Below are 23,063 nucleotides of genomic sequence, written 5' to 3' on the forward strand. Positions count from 1 at the left end.
GGCAAAGGAGCAACTCCATGAGAAGAACTGTAGCTGTAGGAATAGTCATTGTGTTCATTGTTAGTCTGACGGCAATTCTTGGCGCGCCCGGACGCAGTCTGGCCCAAAGTACGGACGTTACATCCAAATCCATCGGCAAAGTTTATGTGACCAAGAGCAGCTATGTGGAGTTCCTGGACCCGCACCTGACCCAATGGGGCAAAAATAATGTGCTCACTTTCAAGATCCGTTTGTTTAACGGAGGACAGTCGGTCATCGATCTGCTGCGTTATGGCATCACCGTCTCCACGGCAGCCGGCGGCTCCAGCAACGCGTTAAGACAGCAGGATGAAGGCGGTACCACCAAAGTGCTTCCGCAGGCGGGGAAGGACTATGTCTTTTACGCGGTTGTACCGAACACTGCGGCGCTAGAGGGGATCCGGCTGGGCGTCAAGGAGTGGAACATCGATTACCCCGGGTTCAGCAAAACCACAGGCAGTGTCAAGATTCCCGCCGGATACGCCGACACGGTGCCTGAGGGTTCCGCAAGACTCAGTCAAATGCAGGGCAATCAAGTTCGGCTCTCAGCCGCAGAGTTCTATACATATGAAACGGCCGGCGAGGAAATTTATACTGTAACCTTCGCCGCTGAAAGCCGGGGGAATCAGCCGGTCAAGCTTCCGGAATACAGCTTTTGGCTTCAAGCTGGCTCGGGCGAGCTGTATCCGTTGGAAGCGGGGACAGACAACAAAGACGAACTGAACCCAAAAGCGAAACGGGTATACGATCTCCATGCCTCCCTGCCGAAAACCGCCCGCTCCTCCAGCTTCAAGCTGCTTGCAGGCGCAAAGGAGGAGGAGATGAATCTGATCACGGACGTCTTCGCGCTCCTACCGGCCAAGGCCTGGAACAAGCTTGCCGCTGTCAATCAGAAAGCTTATTATATCCGGCCGGATGAGGCGCAGCTGTCTATTGCGGCAGAGCCTCTTTACTTCGCGGAGTCCGATTTGCCACAGATGAAGGTTGGAACAGAGATTGTGCTTAAAAATATTGGCAAGCAGGCCATCAAAGCGCCTGTCTTGGGATATTTTCTGGAGATTGACGGGTTGTATTACCCCTTGTCTCTGGAAGGCTCAGGCCCGCCTGCAACAATGGGAGCTCTTGAGCAGCTTACCGCCGTCGTATCGGCCGACATTCCGAAATCGTTAAAATCCCGGAGTATGCGGCTGATGGTTACAAAGTCGCTAGGGAAGTCTGACGATCCGGTCTACAGGCCACTGTTGAAGCTGCCGCTGGAGAAATCGGAAGACGCCGAACATGCCAAGACTTTAACGATTGCGAAGAGCGCAACAAAGGACGGAACTCCCTATACCCTTAATCTGGGCAACGTTATGGGTTATACCGAGGGAGGAACCAGAGTGATTCAGGGCACGCTGACCCTTGCCAACACAGGAGTGAACAGCATTAAACTGCCGGAATTCCGGGTGATGGGAATTACCGGGCAGAAATATAAATATGAAGGCAAATTGGCGGAGGGCGAGGGGGAAGGTCGGTTGTCTCCACAGGCGACGATGCGCCGGGTTATTAAGATCGAAGTGCCTCTTAACGTAAATTTAACGGGTTTTCAGATCGTCATAGAGGAGCCGATCCGGCAGGAAGGCGGCGAATTGTACCGCTCCGTTGCCAATTTTACCTTGCCTGATTTGGAGAATACACAGTTGGCGGGCTCCGGATGGGTTTATTTCTCGAACGGCTCCGGAGATTTCAAAATCCGCAGGACCTCAACGCTTCGCCTGCCCGCGAACGGTAAAGATGCTCTTGTGAGCGAATTTGAATTATACAGCGGCGGATATGCCGCCGTCCCGCTTCCAGAATTTCAGGCAACCTATTGTATCGACGGCGCAGCTGTGAAGGCGGAAGCATTTGTCCTGGACAAAGTGCTCGGCGCTTCTCCGGACCGCCCGGTGTCGGTGCAGGTCGTAGCGACCATTCCTTATTCGACAGCGGGGGGCGAAATGACCGTGCTGCTGGGGCGCAGTGAAGACAATCAGAACTCCAATGTCGCCCAGTTCGCTATTCCCAAGGCCGACAGCCTGAAATCCTATCGGGAGGGCGATACGTATACGCTGGACATTACCGGCGGAGAGTCAGAAATTCAGCTGTACCAGGTGCTGGTGTACCCGGGGCCAGCCGAGGATATGATTGAAATCGAGCTGGTTCAGCGGAATCTGAATAAACGGAGTACGGTAAGCAATCCGTTAACAGGGTATCTGGGGACGGCGGACGGCATGTACTATCCTCTGGAATACGAGAGCGGCTCGGGTGCCGCCATCAAGTACGGAGGTGCGGCGATTCAAACATTGTCCGGCAAAGTGCCTAAAGGGACAAGGCCCGAGACATTGAAGCTGCTGCTGGGGGTGCCGGTAAACGGCAACGGAATTGTTGAATCCGGCGCACGTGCCGAGGCTTATGTAAAGCCGGCTATATATTCATTAATGGAAGAAAGGAAGTCGGGAAATAACGGTCTTGCGAACCTGAATGCGGGGCCTTATTCCCTGACTCTATCGAATGTTGCCGCCAAATGGACGTCAACCTACAGCGGAGCGATTGAATTCAACGCCCGGCTGTTCCGGGATACGGCATTTGACGATTTTGACGGTAAACATAAAATTGTTATCCGGGTTGAGAACGGCGGGGAGGTGATCACGCAGAGAGAGTTCGGGTTGAATACGGATGACGACAACAGCTTTACTTTGACAAACGGCAAATTTCAGGTCGAAGGCATTTCTACCGGAAATGCCGGCCCCTTGGTCCAGTTCAAGGTATACTTGAGCTACAAGGGCGGGCTGAAATTGCTGAGTACGCAAACCGCTGCGCTCCCCGCGGCTCCATGAGTCCGGCAGCGGACGCTTACAGCAGGGTTAGACCGGCAAGGGGAAGGCATCGCCAAATGAAATGTACAAGGGAGAGATGATCAGTGGCATTCATTAATGAAAAAATACCTGCAGCCGACCGAGAATGGTTTAATTCCTTCCAACTCAAAGATCCGTTTACCCGTAAACCGCTGGAATCACGGTCTTGGACGATCGATCGTGAGCGGAACGCTTTCCTGGTCGGATTGGGCGGACAAGGCGATTATGAATCCGACGTCCCGATGTATTATGCGCTTGTCTGGAAGGGAAATATCATCTGCATGGATACGTACAGCACCGGTACGGGCAATGTGAGCTCGGGAATCGAAATGTTCTGGAAGATCACTAAAATTGAAGCGCCCGGAAATCTGCTCCAGGATCACGAACAATTGGTTGATTTGATTAAAGAATCGTTGGACGCCAAAGGATTTGCCGGCAGAAGAGATTGCGTTACCGGTGTCCATTTTGATTACATCGCAACACCCGGCTTTGCGATGGGAGGCGTCAAGCAATGACGACCAAGTTCGATATTATCGACGATATCGAGTCATGGCGCTCCAGGCACGGCATACCGGAGAACGCCGAACTGACCCGTGCGCAAAAGGTGCAGCTCGCCCAGGATATCCAGGCGAGTGTAGGAAAGATTTCTTTCAAGGTGCCTGAAGGCGGGAATATTATTCCCTACAATGGATGGATTGGCGATACTCCCGCATGGCAGATCGCCGATGCGGTTTCGAACAGTAGCGGAGGCACGCTGTATTATATCAGCGATACGGAAGCCGGAGAGCTATTGAATAATGCGGAATTCAAAGCCGCAGTACAACAGGCGTCCGGCAGCCCGGAGCTCGCCGGTGAAATGCTCAACGGCTACAAAGTGAACGGCGTCCGCACTCCGTTTGGCTATGAAGGGGTGCTTTCCCTTAATGATTTTGTTTCCAGGGAGGTTATGCTCGCCAATGCCCACGGCAATGTAATCACATTAACGTCGGGCTCGACGCCGGACAGCGTCTGGACGCTGACGGAGCTGCGTACCCTGCTGGATATGCCACAGGTCAACAGCATTGACGGTATCCCTAAGGAGGATTTGTTAAAGGCCAAGGATTGGTTCATGAAAGAGCTTGGCTACTCCGAAGCCAAGGCGCTGGATGGCTTGAGAGAAGCGATATCTTATAAATCAAGTGCCAATATGTCCTTGATTGATGTGTATAGGGGACCGCAGACGATTGTGGTAGATCCCAAAGGTGAGGCTGTCGTTAAGCCAGGCGAAATTCTGGGGGTTGATGTCGCCAGACTGACGGGAGGGTCTACCCGCGTTCCCGAGGGAACCGCCAGCGTCCAGTCGCTGAGCCAAATGGAAGGACGATTGTCCCAGGCTGAATTGAACGCCAAATATCCGAGGCTGGCCGAAATTTCTGAGAGTATAAAGGGATCGAACAATTCAGTTGCCGCCAGAACGACCGAGATCGTCCAGTACATGGACCGGACTCTTGTGGAAACGCCGGGCGTCAGCACGAGTTCTACTCTGGCCGATGCCGCCCGCTATACCCGTGTGAGAGGGGGAGCGCTGAAGGCTCTGGGCATCGTTGGCGGCGTAATGCTCGCCGTGGATGCTGTCAATATGATCGGCGATGCAAGCGCGGCATATGCGTCCGGCGATACGGAACTAGGCAATACAATTATCCGCGACTGGACGTTGGAAACGGCGGGAGGGCTAGTGACCTCACAGTTGTTTATGGAAGCCGTTGCGCCTATAGCACTGGCGCTCGGAGCGACAGGGGGACCGGTTGGCATCGCCGCGGGACTCTTGCTGGAGGTTGGGGCGGGCATCGTAGGCTGGATTGTCGGAAGCGAGCTCGGACACGGCCTTAGCGACCTGATTGGAAGCATCTTCGGTCTGTTCCAGAACGCCGAAGCAATGACCTCTTGCCCGCTCGTGCTCGATCTGGACGGAGACGGAGTGGAAACGACAACGATCCAGAACGGTATTGCTTTTGACCATGACAACAACAGCTTTGCCGAGAAATCGGCTTGGGTCGGCAAGGACGACGGTCTGCTGGTCCGGGACTTAAACGGTAACGGCCGGATCGACAGCGGGCAGGAATTGTTCGGCAACAACACGCTTTTGTCAGGTGGGAACAAGGCTGCTAATGGATTTTCGGCGCTGGCCGATCTTGACGATAACCATGACGGTAAAATCGACGCCGCCGATGCCGTATTTAGCCAGCTGAACATCTGGAGGGACCTGGACGGGGACGGCATAACGGACGCCGGAGAGCTGGTATCTCTCCAGGACACCGGCGTGGCCTCTATTTTTACAGGCTACAGCTCAGGCACTTTTGTCGATGCCCAGGGCAACGAACATAAGCAGACCGGAACGTATACCCGGACCGACGGAACGACTGCAGCCGTGAGTGACGTCTGGTTCAAGACCGACAAGGTGAACTCCACCTCCACGCAGCTGCTGCCGGTTACGTCCGAAATCGCGGCATTGCCGGATTTAAAGGGATTCGGTAACGTCAATAGTCTGCACCAGGCGATGCTTAGGGACACTACCGGACATCTCAAAGCATTGGTGATGCGATTTGCAGCTGAACCGGACATAAACTTCCGCAAACAACTGTCAGTCGACATTATTTATGCCTGGACCGGGGTCGAGACCATCAATCCGAATCAGCGTGGAGGTAATATCGATGCCCGGAAGCTGGAGGCGCTAGAGAAGCTTTTTGGAAAGAAATATCAGGAAGCCACGAACGGACAGGGCGGCAACCCGATAACAAACGCGGCGGCTCTGCTTTCGGATACTTTCAATCAACTGGCAAGCACGGTGTATTCCCAATTGACGGCGCAGACCCGATTGAAGGAATTTTACAGCAGGCTTACCTTGGCCTGGGATGCGACGACGGAAAGCGTAAGATTTGATTTGTCGGGGATCGCAATCGATATTATGAATGTGATGTCCACAGATGAACAGGCGGGCATGGCGAAGCTTAACGAGGTGGCGGCCAGCATTCATCAATTGGAACTGACGGATTATGTCAACATTGAAAGCTTCCGCAAGACGTTTGCGGCCAAGGGACCAGAGTATGCGCTAATTATCGATATAGCCGGGAGATCCGAAGTGCTCGGCTCGCGGGAGAACGACACCTTTACCGGAACAAACATGGATGAGGTGTTCTGGGGACTGGAAGGCGACGATACCATTTCCGGGGGCGGCGGCAAAGACTTCCTGTTCGGCGACAGAGGGAACGATACCCTTTTTGGCGGTGAGTTGAATGACAAGCTTGTGGGGGGGACCGGTGATGATCGCTTAAACGGCGGCAACGGCGACGATGTGCTGGACGGTGGAGCCGGAAATGACGTGATGTACGGCGGTGACAGCAGCGACACCTCCAATAACCGGGGCAACGGCAACGATACGTACCTCTTTGGCCGGGGCTATGGCCAGGATACGATTGTCGATTATGACGCCACGGCGTGCAACGCGGATCTTGTTAAGCTGGACGAATCCGTGCAGCCGGGGGATGTAAAGCTGCGGCGCAGCGGCAACCATCTGGAGTTATCCGTTATCGGTACCGATGATAAGCTGACCATATGGAATTATTTCGACGCCAACGGCAGCTATGTAGTGGAAACGGTACACTTCTCCGAAGGAACGGTTTGGAACACGGATTATATCCGGCAAGCTGTATTAAGTGTGGACGGAACCGAATCCAGTGAGAGCCTTTCCGGTTATGAGGGCAATGACAGCATTTACGGTTATGGCGGCGAAGATACCTTGACCGGAGCGGCGGGCGCCGATCTGCTGTACGGGGGTTATGGGGACGATCGGCTATATGGCAACGATGGCGGGGACCACTTGGAAGGCGAAGGGGGAGGCGACGTTCTGTACGGCGGAGCCGGAGTCGATGTGCTGGACGGCGGCAGTGGCAACGATACGCTGTACGGCGGCGACAGCAGCGATACCTCCTACAACCGAAGCAACGGCAACGATACGTATCTGTTCGGGCGGGGCTACGGTCAAGACACGATTATCGACTATGACGGTACGGAGGGGAATGCCGACGTCATCCGGTTTGCAGCCGACGTGAAGCCGAGCGACGTTACCGTGCGGCGCAGCGGCACAAATCTGGAGCTGATGATTAACGGCACGAGCGACAAGCTGACAGTGTCCAGCTTCTTCGATGCCAGCGGCAAATATGTCGTGGAATCGGCGGTGTTTACCGACGGGACCGTTTGGGACACGGACGCGCTTCAGACGGCGGCGCTGAACATCGACGGCAGCGAAGCCAGTGAGACGCTGTCCGGGTATGAGACGAACGACACGCTGCGGGGTTATGGCGGCGACGACCGTTTGTACGGTGGAGCCGGGGACGATGTGCTGGACGGGGGTACGGGCAACGACACCTTGTATGGCGGAGATAACAGTGATTCGGCAGCCCGCTTTAACGGAAACGACACATACCTGTTCGGTCGGGGCTCCGGCCAGGACACGATTGTCGACTACGACGGCACGGAAGGCAACGCGGACGTGATCCGGTTTGCGGCCGACGTGAAGCCGGGAGACGTTACCGTGCGGCGCAGCGGCACAAGTCTGGAGCTGCTGATTAATGGCACAAGCGACAAACTGACGGTGTCGAGCTTCTTCGACGCCAGCGGCCGGTACGTCGTGGAGTCAGCTGTGTTTGCCGACGGGACCGTATGGGACGAAGCGGCGCTTCGGACGGCGGCACTGAACGTTGACGGCAGTGAAGTCGGCGAAACATTGTCCGGGTATGACACGAACGACATGCTGCGGGGGTACGGCGGCGACGACCGTCTGTACGGCGGAGCCGGGGACGATGTGCTGGACGGCGGCGCAGGCAACGACACGTTGTACGGTGGCGATCCATATGACACGTCATATACGCGTGCCAACGGCAACGACACGTACCTGTTCGGCCGTGGTTACGGTCAGGACACGATTGTCGACTACGACGGTACGGCGGGCAACACGGACGTGATCCGGTTTGTAGCCGACGTGAAGCCGGACGATATCACCGTGCGGCGGAGCGGCAGCAGCCTGGAACTGCTGATTAACGGCACAAGCGACAAGCTGACGGTGTCGAACTATTTTGAGACAAGCGGCAAATACGTAGTAGAATCGGTCCAATTCGCCGACGGCACGGTGTGGAATGAGGCCGCGGTGCGGGCGGCGGTGCGCAACATCACGGGCGGCGAGGCGAGCGAATCGCTGACCGGCTACGAGGACAACGACATCCTGCTCGGATACGGCGGAGACGACACGCTGAGCGGCGGCGACGGGGACGATGTGCTAGACGGAGGCAACGGCAACGATACCCTGTATGGCAACGCTGGCAATGACCGGCTGCAGGGCGGTCAAGGAGCGGACATGCTGCAGGGCGGAGCCGGGGATGACGTGCAGGACGGCGGCGCGGGCAACGATACACTGTACGGCGGGGATAATAGTGATTCGGCCACCCGCTTTAACGGCAATGACACGTACTTGTTCGGGCGGGGCTCCGGGCAGGATACGATTATAGACTACGATGGCACGGAGGGCAATGCCGATGTCATTCGGTTCGCGGCCGACGTGAAACCGGGCGACGTTACCGTGCGACGGAGCGGCAGCAGTCTGGAGCTGCTGATTAACGGCACGAGCGACAAGCTGACGGTGGCGAGCTTCTTTGACACCAGCGGCCGGTACGTCGTGGAGTCGGCGGTATTCGCCGACGGGACCGTATGGGACGAAGCGGCGCTTCGGACGGCGGCACTGAATATCGACGGCAGCGACGCCAGTGAAACGCTGTCCGGGTATGAGACGAACGACACGCTGCGGGGGACGGCGGCGATGACCGTTGACGGCGGTGAAGTCGGCGGCGACGACATGCTGGACGGCGGTGCGGGCAACGACACGTTGTACGGTGGCGATCCATATGACACGTCATATACGCGCGCCAACGGCAACGACACGTACCTGTTCGGCCGGGGCTATGGTCAGGACACGATTGTCGACTACGACGGCACGGCGGGTAACACGGACGTGATCCAGTTTGCGGCCGACGTGAAGCCGGGCGACATTACCGTGCGGCGGAGCGGCAGCAGCCTGGACTGCTGATTAACGGCACGAGCGATAAGCTGACGGTCGCGAACTATTTTGAGCCAAGCGGCAAATATATCGTGGAATCGGTTCAATTCGCCTGACGGCACGGTGTGGAATGAGGCTGCAGTACGGGCGGCGGCGCGTAACGTCAAGGGCAGCGAAGCCAGCGAATCGTTCACCGGGTACGAGGACAACGACATCCTGCTCGGTTACGGCGGCGACGACACGCTGAGCGGCGGCGACGGGGACGATGTGCTAGACGGAGGCAACGGCAACGATACCCTGTATGGCAACGCCGGCAATGACCGGCTGCAGGGCGGTCAAGGAGCGGACATGCTGCAGGGCGGAGCCGGGGATGACGTGCTGGACGGAGGCGCAGGCAACGATACGTTGTATGGCGGCGACAGCAGCGATACGTACTATACACGCGCCAATGGAAACGACACGTATCTGTTCGGTCGGAACTCCGGTCAGGATACGATCGTTGACTATGACGGCACGGCAGGCAATGCCGACGTCATTCGGTTCGCGGCCGACGTGAAACCGGGCGACGTTACCGTGCGACGGAGCGGCAGCAGTCTGGAGCTGCTGATTAACGGCACGAGCGACAAGCTGACGGTGGCGAGCTTCTTCGACGCCAGCGGCCGGTACGTCGTGGAGTCGGCGGTATTCGCCGACGGGACCGTATGGGACGAAGCGGCGCTTCGGACGGCGGCACTAAATATCGACGGCAGCGACGCCAGTGAAACACTGTCCGGGTATGAGACGAATGACACGCTGCGGGGGGATGGCGGCGACGACCGTTTGTACGGCAGCGCGGGAGACGATGTGCTGGACGGCGGTGCGGGGAGCGATACCTTGTATGGCGGCGACAGCAGCGACACGTCGTATACGCGGGCCAACGGGAACGATACGTATCTGTTCGGACGTGGCTTCGGTCAGGATACGATCGTTGATTACGATGGCACGGCGGGTAACACGGACGTGATCCGGTTTGCTGCCGAAGTGAAGCCGGACGATATCACCGTGCGGCGGAGCGGCAGCAGCCTGGAGCTGCTGATTAACAGCACGAACGATAAGCTGACGGTCGCGAACTATTTTGAACCTAGCGGCAAATATATCGTGGAATCGGTCCAATTCGCCGACGGCACGGTGTGGAATGAGGCCGCGGTGCGGGCGGCGGCGCGTAACGTCACGGGCAGCGAGGCGAGCGAATCGCTGACCGGGTACGAGGACAACGACATCCTGCTCGGTTACGGCGGAGACGACACGCTGAGCGGCGGTGCCGGGGACGATGTGCTGGACGGCGGCAACGGCAATGACACCTTGTATGGCAACGCCGGCAATGACCGGCTGCTGGGCGGCCAAGGAGTGGATATGCTGCAGGGCGGCCTTGGAGACGACGTGCTGGACGGCGGCGCGGGCAACGATACACTGTACGGCGGGGATAATAGTGATTCGGCCACCCGCTTTAACGGCAATGACACGTACTTGTTCGGGCGGGGCTCCGGGCAGGATACGATTATAGACTACGATGGCACGGAGGGCAATGCCGATGTCATTCGGTTCGCGGCCGACGTGAAACCGGGCGACGTTACCGTGCGACGGAGCGGCAGCAGTCTGGAGCTGCTGATTAACGGCACGAGCGACAAGCTGACGGTGGCGAGCTTCTTTGACGCCAGCGGCCGGTACGTCGTGGAGTCGGCGGTATTCGCCGACGGGACCGTATGGGACGAAGCGGCGCTTCGGACGGCGGCACTGAATATCGACGGCAGCGACGCCAGTGAAACGCTGTCCGGATATGAGACGAACGACACGCTGCGGGGGTACGGCGGCGATGACCGCTTGAACGGCGGTGCGGGCGACGACATGCTGGACGGCGGTGCGGGCAACGACACGTTGTACGGTGGCGATCCATATGACACGTCATATACGCGCGCCAACGGCAACGACACGTACCTGTTCGGCCGGGGCTATGGTCAGGACACGATTGTCGACTACGACGGCACGGCGGGTAACACGGATGTGATCCAGTTTGCGGCCGACGTGAAGCCGGGCGACATTACTGTGCGGCGGAGCGGCAGCAGCCTGGAACTGCTGATTAACGGCACGAGCGATAAGCTGACGGTCGCGAACTATTTTGAGCCAAGCGGCAAATATGTCGTGGAATCGGTCCATTCGCCGACGGTACGGTGTGGAATGAGGCTGCAGTACGGGCGGCGGCGCGTAACGTCAAGGGCAGCGAAGCCAGCGAATCGTTGACCGGGTACGAGGACAACGACATCCTGCTCGGTTACGGCGGCGACGACACGCTGAGCGGCGGCGACGGGGACGATGTGCTAGACGGAGGCAACGGCAACGATACCCTGTATGGCAACGCCGGCAATGACCGGCTGCAGGGCGGTCAAGGAGCGGACATGCTGCAGGGCGGAGCCGGGGATGACGTGCTAGACGGAGGCGCAGGCAACGATACGTTGTATGGCGGCGACAGCAGCGATACGTACTATACACGCGCCAATGGAAACGACACGTATCTGTTCGGTCGGAACTCCGGTCAGGATACGATCGTTGACTATGACGGCACGGCAGGCAATGCCGACGTCATTCGGTTCGCGGCCGACGTGAAACCGGGCGACGTTACCGTGCGACGGAGCGGCAGCAGTCTGGAGCTGCTGATTAACGGCACGAGCGACAAGCTGACGGTGGCGAGCTTCTTTGACGCCAGCGGCCGGTACGTCGTGGAGTCGGCGGTATTCGCCGACGGGACCGTATGGGACGAAGCGGCGCTTCGGACGGCGGCACTGAATATCGACGGCAGCGACGCCAGTGAAACGCTGTCCGGGTATGAGACGAATGACACGCTGCGGGGGTATGGCGGCGATGACCGCTTGAACGGCGGTTCGGGCGACGACGTGCTGGACGGCGGTGCGGGCAACGACACGTTGTACGGTGGCGATCCATATGACACGTCATATACGCGCGCCAACGGCAACGACACGTACCTGTTCGGCCGGGGTTATGGTCAGGACACGATTGTCGACTACGACGGCACGGCGGGTAACACGGACGTCATCCGGTTTGCGGCCGACGTGAAGCCGGGCGACATCACCGTGCGGCGGAGCGGCAGCAATCTGGAGCTACTCATTAACGGTACCAGTGATAAGCTGACAGTCTCGAACTATTTTGAGCCAAGCGGCAAATACGTTGTGGAATCGGTTCAGTTTGCCGACGGCACGGTGTGGAATGAGGCCGCATTACGGGCGGCGGTGCGCAACGTCACGGGCAGCCAGGCGAGCGAATCGCTGACTGGGTACGAGGACAACGACATCCTGCTCGGTTTCGGCGGAGACGATACGCTGAGCGGCGGCGCAGGGAACGATGAGTTGAACGGCGGCGACGGCGCCGACAAACTGTACGGCAACGAAGGTAACGACCGCTTGAACGGAGACGACGGCAGCGATGCTATGTATGGCGGAGCCGGCGATGATGTGCTAGACGGCGGAGACGGGAATGACACGCTGTACGGCGGGGATCAGTACGACACGTCCTATACCCGGTCCAACGGCAATGATACGTACCTTTTTGGCCGAGGCTCAGGTCAGGACATGATCATTGACTATGACGGCACGGAGGGCAATGAAGACGTTATTCAATTTGCGGCAGGCGTGTTGGCAAGCGACGTAACGCTGCGGCGCAATGGCAGCAATCTGGAACTGCTGATTAACGGCATGGCTGACAAACTTACGGTGTTGAACTACTTTGAAGCGGGCGGCAAATACAAAGTTGAGTCCATCCGCTTCGCTGACGGCACGGTTTGGAACGGATCTCACATCAGTACGGCGGCGCTGCTGATTCAGGGCGGCGAAGCCGGCGAGACGCTGAACGGTTATGAAGGCGACGACACCTTGTTTGGATTCGGCGGCAACGACGCCTTGTCCGGGGCAGCAGGCTCAGACAGTCTGTACGGCGGCGACGGCCGGGATACGCTGTACGGCAATGAAGGGGATGACCGTCTGTATGGTGAAGACGGCAACGATGTCTTGTACGGCGGCTCGGGCAATGACGTGCTGGACGGAGGTGCAGGTAACGACACCTTGTCCGGCGGTGATCAATACGATACATCCTATACGCGCGTCAACGGGAACGATACGTACCTGTTTGGCCGTGGCTCCGGCCAAGATACGATTTTCGACTACGACGGTACAGAGGGCAACGCGGACGTCATCTCTTTGACCGGCGGTCTGCTCCCAGGCGATGTATTACTTCGCCGCAGCGGAAGTAACCTGGAACTGCTCATTACCGGTACCAGTGACAAGCTGACGGTATCGAATTATTTTGAAGCCAGCGGGAAATACGTGGTGGAAACAATTCAGTTTGCCGATGGAACCGAGTGGGACAGTTCATTTGTGCGGCAAGCGGTACTGAACATCACCGGCAGCGAGAGCAATGATACGTTAAACGGCTACGAAGGCGACGATTCGATCTACGGAAATGGCGGCGATGATATCCTGTCCGGCGCAGGAGGCAACGACAAGCTGTACGGGGGCGCAGGTGCGGACCTGATCTACGGCAATGACGGAGCCGACTTGCTGTACGGCGGAGCCGAAGGGGACAAGCTGTACGGCGGCGCAAGCGATGACGTCCTGGATGGAGGCGCAGGCAATGATACGCTGTACGGCGGCGACGCCAGCGATACTTCCTATGCACGCGCAAATGGCGATGATACTTATTTGTTTGGCCGGGGTTCAGGGCAGGATACTATTATCGATTATGACGGTACGGAAGGCAACACCGACAGGGTGCAGCTTGCAGCCAGTTTGTCTCCGGATAACATAACGCTGCGCCGTACCGGCAATCATCTGGAAATCCGAATTAACCAGACCAGCGACAAGCTGACGGTATCGGATTATTTCAGCCCCGGAGGAAAGTATAGGGTTGAAGAAATATGGTTTGCCGACGGAACGGTGTGGGATTTCGATTATGTGAACAATGCCGTTCTTAGCATTCTCGGAAGCGATGAGAGCGAAACGCTGAATGGCAATGACACCAATGATATCATCTACGGCATGGGCGGTGACGATACCATAAACGCCCAGGGAGGCGACGATACAGTTTTCGGCGGGACCGGCAATGATATTTTGAACGGAATGGCCGGAAACGACACGCTGGACAGTGGCGACGGCAACGATACGCTGTACGGCGGAGCGGGCAACGACGTGCTGGACGGCGGGGCGGGGGACGATTATCTGCAGGGAAATAACGATTCACCGTCATATTCGTACAGCGGCAATGACACGTATGTGTTCGGCAAAGGCTACGGTCAGGACCGGATTTACGATTACGACACTACCGCCGGAAATGCGGACACCATTCAAATGCTGGTCAACCCTTCCGACATCGAGGTGCTGCAAAAAGACGGTCATTTGTCGCTCCGGATTATAGAAACCGGCGATCAGCTGACGGTCCAGTATTACTTCAATAGCAGCGCGTACCAGATCGAGCGGGTGACGTTTGCTGACGGCTCTGTCTGGGGTAAAGCCGAGCTTGAGGCGAATATGCTCACTAAGGGAACGGATGCTGACGATACGCTGTACGGAATGAATGATTATAATGACAGCATGTACGGGTTCGGCGGAAACGATACGCTGTACGGCTACAGCGGCGACGATACTATGAACGGCGGCGAGGGCAACGACACGTTGTACGGCGGAGCCGGAGACGATGTGCTGGACGGCGGGGCGGGGGACGATTATCTGCAGGGCAACAACGATTCCTCGTCATATTCGTACAGCGGCAACGATACCTACGTCTTCGGCAAAGGGTACGGCCAGGACCGCATTTACGATTACGACAGCAGCACCAATACGGACACTATCCATATGCTGGTTAACCCTTCCGACATCGAGGTGCTGCAAAAAGATGGTCATCTGTCGCTTCGTATTATGGAAACCGGCGATCAGCTGACAATCCAGTATTATTTCAACAGCAGCGCGTACCAGATCGAGCGGGTGACATTCGCCGACGGCACAGTCTGGGGCAAGGCCGAGCTTGAAGCCAGTGTGCTGACCAAAGGAACGGAAGAGACCGATACGCTTTTTGGAATGAATGATTATAATGACAGCATGTACGGGTTCGGCGGCAACGACACGCTGTACGGCTATAGCGGCGACGATACTATGAACGGCGGCGAGGGCAACGACACGTTGTATGGCGGAGCCGGAGACGACGTGCTGGACGGCGGGGCGGGGGACGATTATCTGCAGGGCAACAACGATTCCTCCTCATATTCGTACAGTGGTAACGATACCTACGTCTTCGGCAAAGGGTACGGCCAGGACCGCATTTACGATTACGACAGCAGCAGCACCAATACGGACACTATCCAAATGTTGGTCAACCCTTCCGACATCGAAGTGCTTCAAAAAGACGGTCATCTGTCGCTCCGGATTATCGAAACCGGTGATCAGCTGACGGTCCAGTATTACTTCAACAGCAGCGCGTACCAGATTGAGCGGGTGACGTTTGCCGATGGCACGGTCTGGGGCAAGGCCGAGCTTGAAGCCAGTGTGCTCACCAAAGGAACGGAAGAGACCGATACGCTTTATGGAATGAATGATTTTAATGACAGCATGTACGGGTTCGGCGGCAACGATACGCTGTACGGCTACAGCGGCGACGATACTATGAACGGAGGCGCCGGCAACGACACGTTGTACGGCGGAGCCGGAGACGACGTGCTGGACGGCGGGGCGGGGGACGATTATCTGCAGGGCAACAACGATTCCTCCTCATATTCGTACAGTGGCAACGATACCTACGTCTTCGGCAAAGGGTACGGCCAGGACCGCATTAACGATTACGACAGCAGCAGCACCAATACGGACACTATCCAAATGTTGGTCAACCCTTCCGACATCGAAGTGCTGCAAAAAGACGGTCATCTGTCGCTACGGATTATGGAAACCGGCGATCAGCTGACAATCCAGTATTACTTCAACAGCAGCGCGTACCAGATCGAGCGGGTGACGTTCGCCGACGGCACGGTCTGGGGCAAGGCCGAGCTTGAAGCGAATGTGCTGACCAAAGGAACAGATGAGGGCGATACCCTTTCCGGGATCAGCGGCCTTAACGATCATATGTACGGGTATGCCGGTAACGATATGCTGTACGGCTACAGCGGCAACGACTATATGTACGGCGGCGCCGGTAACGACACACTGTACGGCGGAGCGGGCAACGACGTGCTGGACGGTGGAGCGGGGGACGATTACCTTCAGGGCAACAACGACTCCTCGTCGTATTCGTACAGCGGCAGCGACACTTACGTATTCGGCAGAGGGTACGGCCAGGACCGCATTTACGATTACGACACCAGCAGCACCAATAAGGACACCATTCAAATGCTGGTTAACCCTTCCGATATCGAGGTGCTGCAAAAAGATGGTCATCTGTCGCTTCGTATTATAGAAACCGGCGATCAGCTGACGGTCCAGTATTACTTCAACAGCAGCGCGTACCAGATTGAGCGGGTGACGTTCGCCGACGGCACGGTTTGGGGTAAGACCGAGCTTGAAGCGAATGTGCTGACCAAAGGAACGGATGAGGGCGATACCCTTTCCGGAATCAGCGGTCTTAACGATCATATGTACGGGTATGCCGGAAACGATACGCTGTACGGCTACAGCGGCAACGACTATATGTACGGCGACGCCGGTAACGACACACTGTATGGCGGAGCGGGCAACGACGTGCTGGACGGAGGAGCGGGGGACGATTACCTTCAGGGCAACAACGACTCCTCGTCGTATTCGTACAGCGGCAGCGATACTTACGTATTCGGCAGAGGCTACGGCCAGGACCGTATTTATGACTATGAAACGAAAACGAATACGGACATTGTTAAGTTGCTGGTGGACAGCGATGAGGTGATTTTTTCGAAAAATGCGAGTGACTTGGTGGTTCAGATTAACGGCAGTGAAGATAAGGCAACCGTGAGCAATTGGTATACGAGCGCCGCATACCAGACAGAGCTGTTTATGGCCCAGGATGGAACGCGGATCAAGAATACACAGATTGAGCAGCTCATTCAAGCGATGGCGACCTATTCCTCTTCCACCGGAACCAGCTGGTCCCAAGCGATGAACGAACAAAGAACCGATGCGCAGCAAATTCTGGCTCAGTATTGGACTGCGGACAAGTAAAACGGCTTTATTATAAGTGATGGTGCAGCAGAGCGCCTCTACCAACCGGCTTGCCGGAACCCGTAGAGGCGCTTTCAAATTTTCATAGGTGGAGCTGCTGGCGCCGCTGTACAGTCTGGTCAAAAGAGAGGCAACGTAAAGTGGATGACGGGCAAGCAACAGACATGACATAGGACTGTTTAAAAACGTCCATTATTGGTCACCGTAATGTTTAGAGCCCAGTTGGTTCGGCGCTTAAAATAATAAGTGATATAGATAAAACCTCATTAAGCAGTATAATGCAGAACAGTTTTCAAATTTCTTAAGGAACAGATGAATCTGTAAACTATAAAAACGGCAGGATGGGTATTAAGAAATCTAAATATTGTTACTTGAACTAGCAGTTGAGGACAAGAACATGGTTCGATTAGCTATTAGGTGAATATCTAAATATAAAGCACTTGTAGTTAAAGCCTCCATAAGTACAATTATAAATGCCCGTTTTCCATCCAATAAATAAATAAATTTATATAGCTTAGTATAGATTTTTACAAGGAATGAAATAGAGTGTTATGTTCTTAATGTTTATTCATCAAAAGTAGGGACTGAGAATAAAGGGACTGACCGATATATACTAGGAAACACTTTATTGAAAGAGATCTATTATGGTAAAACGTCAATGATCGGATTGTCTTCAAATTCAACTATATATCACGGCAGAATTATTGCAGCGTCCTGGGGGAGTACCCGTCAATCTGGTGCAGGAACTGTCGGAACCGCTCTCTGTATAGATGTTAATCTGATTGTGAGGAAAGGGTGATAAACGATGAACCTGCTCGAAAATATGAACGCAGCACTCTTCTATATTGAAGAGAATCTGGAGGGTGAGGTGGATGTCAGGGAGGCAGCGAGGCGGGCGTTATGCTCGGAGTATCATTTCACGCGGATGTTCTCCTTCCTGGCAGGTATTCCGCTGTCGGAATATATCCGCCGCAGACGTCTCACACTGGCCGCATTCAAACTACAGGGCAGCCAGCAGCGGATTATTGATCTGGCCCTGGAATTTGGTTATAGTTCACCAGATGCCTTCACCAAGGCTTTCCAGCTGGTTCACGGCGTGACGCCGTCGGAAGCAAGAAGTGCAGGGACACCGCTGAAGGCCTTTCCTCGGATGACTTTTCAATTAACGATCAGAGGAGGCAGTGAAATGAATTATCGTATGGAAGAGAAAGCGGCTTTTAGCATCGTCGGACTGAAGAAAAGGGTGCCTATTCAGTTCAACGGAGTGAATCCGGAAATCGCGGCAATGTGGCAGAGTCTCAATATGGAGATCATTACAGAACTGAAGCAGCTGTCCAACATCGTTCCTGCGGGGATGATCAGCGCATCGGTGAATTTCTCCGAAGGGCGGATGGCGGAACGGGGGGAGCTCGATCATTATATTGGTGTAGCTACCACGCTGGACTGCCCTCTATCCTATGCGAGACTTGAAGTCCCTGCGTCTACATGGGCTGTATTTGAAGCAGTGGGGCCGTTTCCGGATACGCTCCAGAATATCTGGGGCCGGATTTATTCCGAATGGTTCCCTTCTTCCAATTACGAGCAGGTCGAAGGGCCGGAAATCCTATGGAATGAGAGCAAGGATACAACCTCGCCAGCGTACAGAAGTGAAATATGGATACCTGTGCAGGAAGCGAAACGTCCTTAAATGCCCCGATATTCTTGTAATGGGCAGATTTACCTGTCAAAATGAATCGTGTCCGGAACGGATGCAGCATGGGTAGAAGTGAAGAATTGGCGGTAACCTTAATAAGCTGGGCTGGCGGTATACAGAAATCTGTGGCCGGCAGCCCTTATTGCTAAGAGAACTACAGTTATACATAACCAGGACATTTGCTGAGAGGAAGGATAACAATGATAGAATTACTGACGAGTGATTACAGCAGAATCAGGCATCTCCTGAAACATAAAGACGGTGAATTTAAGTTTGTATTTGTCGGAGGCGTTATAGATCTTAACCAGCCTGGTAAAATATTTGTGAATAATATAGACCATCCGACTGCCGGAATCGTCACCAGCCGCGGGGGGAAGTATTATCTGTTCGGTGAAGAAGACGATCAACTGTTCAATCGCAGCTTGTTAGATTTCTTAGCCGATCCGGCCAATCATGCGAATTATTATGACCTGTATTTGTCGTCCCGACACTGGCTGACGGTGGTTAAAGGTCCGCTGAAAGATAATACAGTAGAGCTGAGCAGAACTCATTACATCATGAGTGACAATGCAGCAGACTCTGGGGCATCCCAGGAACAAGCTGGGGAATTCGTGCTGACACGAATGGATGAGCAGCTTTTTGAGCGGTATATTCAGGAGATGGATGATTCCTACCGCTTGCTGTGGGATTCCGCAGAGACCTATCTTGAGAAGGCTTACGGTTTCAGCTATTCGAATGAAGCTGGTTTTGTAAGCGTTTGTAACACCTTTTATCTCGGCGGAGGGTATATCGAACCGGACATCATTACACATCAGGATTACCGGAATCAAGGTTTGGCGTTTAGACTGTGTCAGGAGTTCATAGAGCTTGGCCGCATGCGGAACTTAACAACATATTGGGATTGTGACTCTGGCAATCATGCATCTAACCATCTGGCCGTTAAGTTAGGTTTGGCGAAAGTGGGCGAAATCCCCATTCTATGGTGGCATGAGAATAAGGAAGTCGTCGCGAAGTATTTAGCCAGCTATAACTATACTACATAACCTGTTCTGCACTAATTGGCAATCGTCCCGTTGAACAACCATGTATGATTCAGTTCTAATGATTCTGTAAAGGTTTCTATGTGGAGGTGAGCAATGTGCAACGAGTACGCTTATTCCTGCTGGCAGTGCTGCTTATAGCGGGCTGTAACATGAATAATGAAGTAGAGCCAGCACCAGAGCAGCAGGAAATGCCGGAAGAAATGCCCGTGGATTTCGATTTTCTCGTTCGATACGGCTATGGTGAAGTCACCAAAAATGAGATTAATACCTACAGTGATACCGTGGCAAAAGATCTGATTGTGAACGGGACAGCTACGGCGAATATTACTTTGACCGGAGATGAAATGCGCAGCATCTATGACCAAATGAGAGAAATCAACATCATGGGGAGCCTGGAACTGGTGCCTGCCAGTCATAATTGTGCTACAACCCCTTATCAGGAGGACAGCTGGCAAGTCACTGTAGACGGAGTCACCCGGAATTTAACTTGGTCTGATGAAAATTGTGAACTCACGGACGATTCCAGGCAGCTGTTGGAGCTGCGGACCTTCATAGAGGACATCGTAGCCGGTAAGGATGCGTACAAAGAATTGCCCGAAGCTAAAGGCGGCTATGATTAAAAATACGGATTAAACGGCATACGTCTGCAAGCGTACTTCTCCAGTCCGATCCCATGGGATCGGATTTTTGTTTTAATAGAACTTGGGAAAAGCAAACTGGCGGATGAATGATAAGTTTATATTCAGTTTAAAAAAGTCGGTTACCATCCTATTACATTCAGTTGTCTAGGAGGAGTAAAGAATGAGTCAAGTACAACAAACGCAAACAGCGCGGCACAAGAGCAGCTATGCCATCGAGGCGCAGGGGCTGGTCAAAACGTACGGCAGCAACCGTGCAGTTGATGGTGTGGATCTCAAGGTAGGCACAGGAATGATCTACGGGGTGCTGGGTCCAAACGGGGCGGGGAAGACAACAGTAATCCGCATGCTGGCCACCTTATTGCGGCCTGACGCAGGTTCGGCGCGTATCTTCGGACATGATGTGGCAAAAGAACCGCAGATCGTGCGTCAGTTAATCGGGGTAACGGGCCAATATGCATCGGTGGATGAGTCACTCAGCGCTACAGAGAATCTGGTTATCTTCTCCAGATTGCTCGGACTGGGACGCAGCGAGTCGCGGAACAAGGCGGAAGAGCTGCTGGAGGAATTCGGTTTGACTGAAGCAGCCAAGCGTCCTTTGAAAAATTTCTCCGGCGGAATGCGCCGGCGGCTGGATCTGGCAGCAAGTCTCATTGCGCAGCCGCCGCTCATTTTCCTGGATGAGCCGACCACCGGCCTTGATCCGCGTACACGCAATCAGATGTGGGATACGATCCGGCGGCTCGTGAATACTGGGTCAACCGTCTTGTTAACCACGCAGTATCTGGAAGAGGCAGATCAGCTTGCTGACCGGATTGCGGTGATTGACACCGGCAAAGTGGTCGCTGAAGGCACCGTGGATGAATTGAAGGGCTCTGTCGGCAATTCATCGCTGCATCTGAAGGTAGTGAACCCGCAGGATCTGGGGAATGCCCGCCGGATTATCGAGCAGGTACTGGAGGTGCGGTCCAATATATCGGCAGAAGCCGCCAAAATCATGGCTCCGATGGGCAACGTGGACCGGGTGACCGACCTGCTGCTTGCCCTCCGCGAGGCAGGTATCCCGCTGCTTGAGATGAGCGTGCAGAAGCCGACACTGGACGAGGTGTTCCTGACCCTGACCGGCCATGGCGTGAAGGAAGAGGCCGGGCTTGCCTCTGATTCAGCGAAGAATAAGGAGAGTGTACTGGCATGAGTACTTTAATCAAACCCGGGGTCGAACGGAAATTGAAGAATCATACGGGCATCGGCCAGGCCGTGCGCAATTCACTAACAATGGCCTATAGAGGGCTGCTCAAAATCCGGCGCACACCGGAACAATTGTTTGACGTAACGTTCCAGCCGATCATTTTCACCTTGATGTTCACTTATATCTTCGGCGGAGCAATTGCGGGTGATGTGGCAAGTTATTTGCCGGTCATCATCCCCGGGATCTTAGTGCAGACTGTAATTACGACCTCTGTCGTTACCGGTGTCCAGCTGCGGGAGGATATGGAAAAGGGGGTGTTTGACCGGTTCAAATCACTGCCGATCGCGCGGATTGCTCCTCTGGCGGGAGCGCTGCTCGCGGATACCATCCGTTATACCATTGCAACGGTGCTTACATTCGTCATGGGTTATATTATGGGCTTGCGGCCTGAAGGCGGCCTAGGGAATGTTGCGCTCGCAGCGCTTCTCGTCATCGGATGCTCATGGGCGATCAGCTGGATCTTTGCCTTCTTCGGCGTGATTGCCCGCACAGCCTCCAGTGTGCAGGGGATCTCGATGATCGTGCTGTTCCCGCTCACCTTCCTCTCGAATGCATTCGTGCCGGTGGACACTATGCCGAGCTGGCTTCAGTGGTTCGTAAATGTTAACCCGATTTCACATCTGGTCACTGCAGTCCGTGATCTGATTAATCACGGCACAGTTGGCAGCGATCTGGTCTTCTCCCTCATCGGCGCCGCTGTGATTGTTGCCATTTTCGCTCCTATTACGGTGCGCGCATATATGCGCCGGACGTAAGCAGGCTTGACAAAAAGATGCTAACAGGTGTAGGAATACATCAGGTTAGCGTTTTTTTATCGTTTAGGAAATTATGGATTTCGTCTGTTGTGGATAAGGAGTGTATAAAGATGGGGATAAGGGTTGCTTGAATCATCCGTAGGATGATGTGGATCGATCAAAGAAACAACTCCCCTGAGGCGGCCGAAATCGGCCGCATTCCGGAAGGAAGAGCAACCGTTTGGAAGCCGCAGGAGGTCAGCTACAGGGTGAAATCCAAGGAATCCTCCCTGGGATTGTGCGGAGGGTGGCTGATGGATAGCCATGAGGAGGAGCGCACCCTGATTTCACCGGAAGCAGGCCGAAAAAGTAAATGGGGAGCATAGAATGTATGCGAAAAACCGAACACAGTGTGCGGCTGTGAAGGCCACCGGGTCAAATGTATGCGAAAAACCGAACACAATGTGCTGGAGCGAAGGTCATCGGGCCTAATGTATGCGAAAAACCGAACACA

Annotated in this window: 11 protein-coding genes; all 11 read left to right on the top strand. The window is 54.9% G+C overall.

Annotated elements, in window-relative coordinates; translation table 11 throughout:
- The first annotated feature begins 17 nt into the window (after nucleotides 1-17).
- Complete coding sequence (locus MKZ24_RS17845; RefSeq protein WP_340785067.1) at nucleotides 18-2,873, top strand: hypothetical protein; 2,856 nt, start codon at nucleotides 18-20, stop codon at nucleotides 2,871-2,873.
- Between the two features lie 83 nt (nucleotides 2,874-2,956).
- Nucleotides 2,957-3,406 carry a hypothetical protein gene (locus MKZ24_RS17850; RefSeq protein WP_340785069.1) on the top strand — a complete coding sequence of 150 codons (450 nt, stop codon included), beginning with the start codon at nucleotides 2,957-2,959 and terminating at the stop codon, nucleotides 3,404-3,406.
- A complete protein-coding gene (locus MKZ24_RS17855; RefSeq protein WP_340785071.1) occupies nucleotides 3,403-9,006 on the top strand; it encodes a calcium-binding protein in 5,604 nt (1,867 codons plus the stop codon). Before MKZ24_RS17850 ends, MKZ24_RS17855 begins: the two co-directional genes overlap by 4 nt.
- A gap of 20 nt (nucleotides 9,007-9,026) precedes the next feature.
- Complete coding sequence (locus tag MKZ24_RS33110; RefSeq protein WP_445324191.1) at nucleotides 9,027-9,092, top strand: hypothetical protein; 66 nt, start codon at nucleotides 9,027-9,029, stop codon at nucleotides 9,090-9,092.
- A 7-nt stretch (nucleotides 9,093-9,099) separates the two neighbouring features.
- Nucleotides 9,100-11,253, top strand: coding sequence for a calcium-binding protein (locus MKZ24_RS17860; protein ID WP_445324192.1), 2,154 nt, complete (start codon nucleotides 9,100-9,102; stop codon nucleotides 11,251-11,253).
- On the top strand, nucleotides 11,184-17,192 hold the full coding sequence (locus tag MKZ24_RS17865) for a calcium-binding protein (protein ID WP_340785075.1): 6,009 nt from the start codon (nucleotides 11,184-11,186) through the stop codon (nucleotides 17,190-17,192). Before MKZ24_RS17860 ends, MKZ24_RS17865 begins: the two co-directional genes overlap by 70 nt.
- A gap of 805 nt (nucleotides 17,193-17,997) precedes the next feature.
- A complete protein-coding gene (locus MKZ24_RS17870) occupies nucleotides 17,998-18,879 on the top strand; it encodes an AraC family transcriptional regulator (protein WP_042237349.1) in 882 nt (293 codons plus the stop codon).
- A 206-nt stretch (nucleotides 18,880-19,085) separates the two neighbouring features.
- The gene (locus tag MKZ24_RS17875; RefSeq protein ID WP_340785078.1) at nucleotides 19,086-19,928 is read left to right on the top strand and encodes a GNAT family N-acetyltransferase; all 843 of its coding nucleotides are present in this window, start codon (nucleotides 19,086-19,088) and stop codon (nucleotides 19,926-19,928) included.
- A gap of 95 nt (nucleotides 19,929-20,023) precedes the next feature.
- Nucleotides 20,024-20,548: a hypothetical protein gene (locus MKZ24_RS17880; RefSeq protein WP_340785080.1), complete on the top strand. Its 525-nt coding sequence runs from the start codon at nucleotides 20,024-20,026 to the stop codon at nucleotides 20,546-20,548.
- A gap of 181 nt (nucleotides 20,549-20,729) precedes the next feature.
- Nucleotides 20,730-21,761, top strand: coding sequence for a daunorubicin resistance protein DrrA family ABC transporter ATP-binding protein (locus MKZ24_RS17885; RefSeq protein ID WP_042237344.1), 1,032 nt, complete (start codon nucleotides 20,730-20,732; stop codon nucleotides 21,759-21,761).
- On the top strand, nucleotides 21,758-22,570 hold the full coding sequence (locus MKZ24_RS17890) for an ABC transporter permease (protein WP_340785083.1): 813 nt from the start codon (nucleotides 21,758-21,760) through the stop codon (nucleotides 22,568-22,570). The genes MKZ24_RS17885 and MKZ24_RS17890 overlap by 4 nt, the downstream gene beginning before the upstream one ends.
- Nucleotides 22,571-23,063 lie beyond the last annotated feature (493 nt).

It is taken from the genome of Paenibacillus sp. FSL R7-0297, assembly GCF_038009025.1.
Classification (GTDB): Bacteria; Bacillota; Bacilli; order Paenibacillales; family Paenibacillaceae; genus Paenibacillus_AQ.